Genomic DNA, 2,038 nt, shown 5'->3' on the forward strand with positions numbered 1-2,038 from the left:
CTGATGGCAGGCCGTGAGCAGTGCGGGCTGGTTCGCCTTGACTGTGAAAACGTAGTGTGCGTCGTGTTCGCGCAGGTGGCGTGCTGTTTCCCGCTGGGTGTGCAGCGCGTCCATCGTGATGACGGACTCTGCGATGTCCATGCCGTCAAGCAGGATGCGCGCCTCGGGGATCTCGTTGGCCTGAATGACTCACGGGTGGCAGTGCTCTGATTGCCGGTTCGGTGGGGTCCGTTTCGATCGTTTGATCACCTTTGTTCCGTGGGTCGGTTGTTGGCTCGGGTGCCGGGTTCGCCCGGCTCGGCGGCGCGTTCCACTCGCGCGGGGGGGTGCCCGGGTCCTTTCCGGGCTCTGGTGCGGACGGATCGCGCCGGTCAGCCGGGGTGCAGGGCGCATAGCCGCTTCCAGCAGGTGATGATCGGTTCGGTCCACGGCCAGTCGTCGGGCAGGTGCACAGTGCGTCGTCGTGCGTGGGCCGCGAGGCGGGCGGGTACGTGCAGGATGCGGTTGCGCAGGGTGTCGGGCGCGGCCTGGGCCAGGTCGCCCTGGTCGTACAGGCCCAGGAGCCTGGTCCAGGCCAGCAGGTCCGAGGCGATCGCGGCGGCGGTGATCCATCCGTGGTTGACCGTCCAGTCCTTGCTCGGCAGGGTGCGCATCCCGACCGCCTTGTGGTCTTTCATCCGGTCTTCGACGTGGGCGTGCGCGCGGTGGCGGGCGTCGAGCCACTGCGCGTGGATCCCGGGGCCGTTCGTAGCGGTGGCGAACACGGCGTGGTGCCACCCGGTGGCGCGTTCGTAGTCGGTCAGGTTCTTCTCGTGCCGCCGGGAGATCCTGGTGCGCCGGGCGATCAGGCGCAGGCCCTTGGGCCAGCCGGCGAGGATATCGGCTGCCAGGCCGGTGATCTCGGCGACATCCGCCGGGCGGGTGTCGGGGGCCGGGTCGCCGTTTTGCAGGTAGGAGCGTTCCCACGCGGTTTCGGGCAGCGCGGCGATCACGGCCTCGGTGGCCTGGTCGATGAACCAGCCCACGCAGAACTCCACCCGCCGCCGGGTCGAGTTCAGGGCGACGAGGTACTCGAGCAGAGCGTGGGTCGCCCCGGCGCCGTCCACGCGGATGAGCAGGTGCCTGCGATACCCGGGCGGGATCTGCTCGATCGCCGCGCGCAGCACGGTCAGGTGGTCGGTCACGGTGTTCGAGCCCGCGTTGCCCTTTCTCAGCAGCACGGACAGGTTCTCCCCGGTGTTGTCGCACTCTGCGATCAGCGGGTGAAATCCATAGGTGTGCTTGAAGGTCGGCGCCGCACCGTCCTTCTCGGAGTGCGCCAGGATGATCGTGGCGTCGATGTCGATGACCACCACCCCGGTCATCGTCCTGCCTGCCACACGCAGCCACGGGAACCCACCGGGCCGCGCCTCAAGCTGTGCCCAGACCTGCCGGCGCGCGGCGGCACGGGCCTTGGCCACGCGTCGCAGGGTCCGGTCATCGGCCATGGCCAGGGCGCGGCGCACCGTGGAGTCCGAGGGCGGCGCCCCGAACACCTTCGTGTGGTGGTCCAGCAGCTCGATGTCCGCCAGGAACCGCCCGCCCAACGCGATCACCACCGCGAGCTGGACCCACACCGCCCCGCGATCCCACCCCGGCAGGAAACCCCGCCTGGCCAGCGCGTTGCCCAAAGCACCGGTCAGCCCGGCCACATCGGCGGCCTTACGCAGCAGCACCGCACCGGCATGCCCGACCAAACCCCTGCCCGCACCGTCCAGTGACAACCCGGCCGACCATGACGTATCGTTTCCCACCCGGAAGGTGCACCCAATTTCCCGCCAGATCTGATCTCAGCAATCGAATCATGGCAGGTCAGGTGCACCTTCCGCATATCAGTAGGCTAGGTTACCCGGAGACCCGTGAATACCCGAGGTTGGTCTTGGAGTCGATCTGCCGCTGGGCCAGGATCGTGCCGGCGGCGTGATCCAGCGCTGCGAGCAGGGTGACCTGCGCGAACCCGGTGGCGCCCGAGCCGCGCAGCACCTTGCCGTCCACCGCG

1 protein-coding gene is annotated in these 2,038 nt (G+C 69.0%); it reads right to left on the reverse strand.

The features are described from left to right. Positions 1 to 371: 371 nt before the first annotated feature. Positions 372 to 1,763 (reverse strand): IS1380 family transposase, encoded by a 1,392-nt coding sequence (locus tag KGA66_RS28740; protein WP_211472708.1) that lies wholly within the window; start codon positions 1,761 to 1,763, stop codon positions 372 to 374. Between the last annotated feature and the right edge of the window lie 275 nt (positions 1,764 to 2,038).

It is taken from the genome of Actinocrinis puniceicyclus (assembly GCF_018283645.1).
Taxonomy (GTDB): Bacteria; Actinomycetota; Actinomycetes; order Streptomycetales; family Catenulisporaceae; genus Actinocrinis; species Actinocrinis puniceicyclus.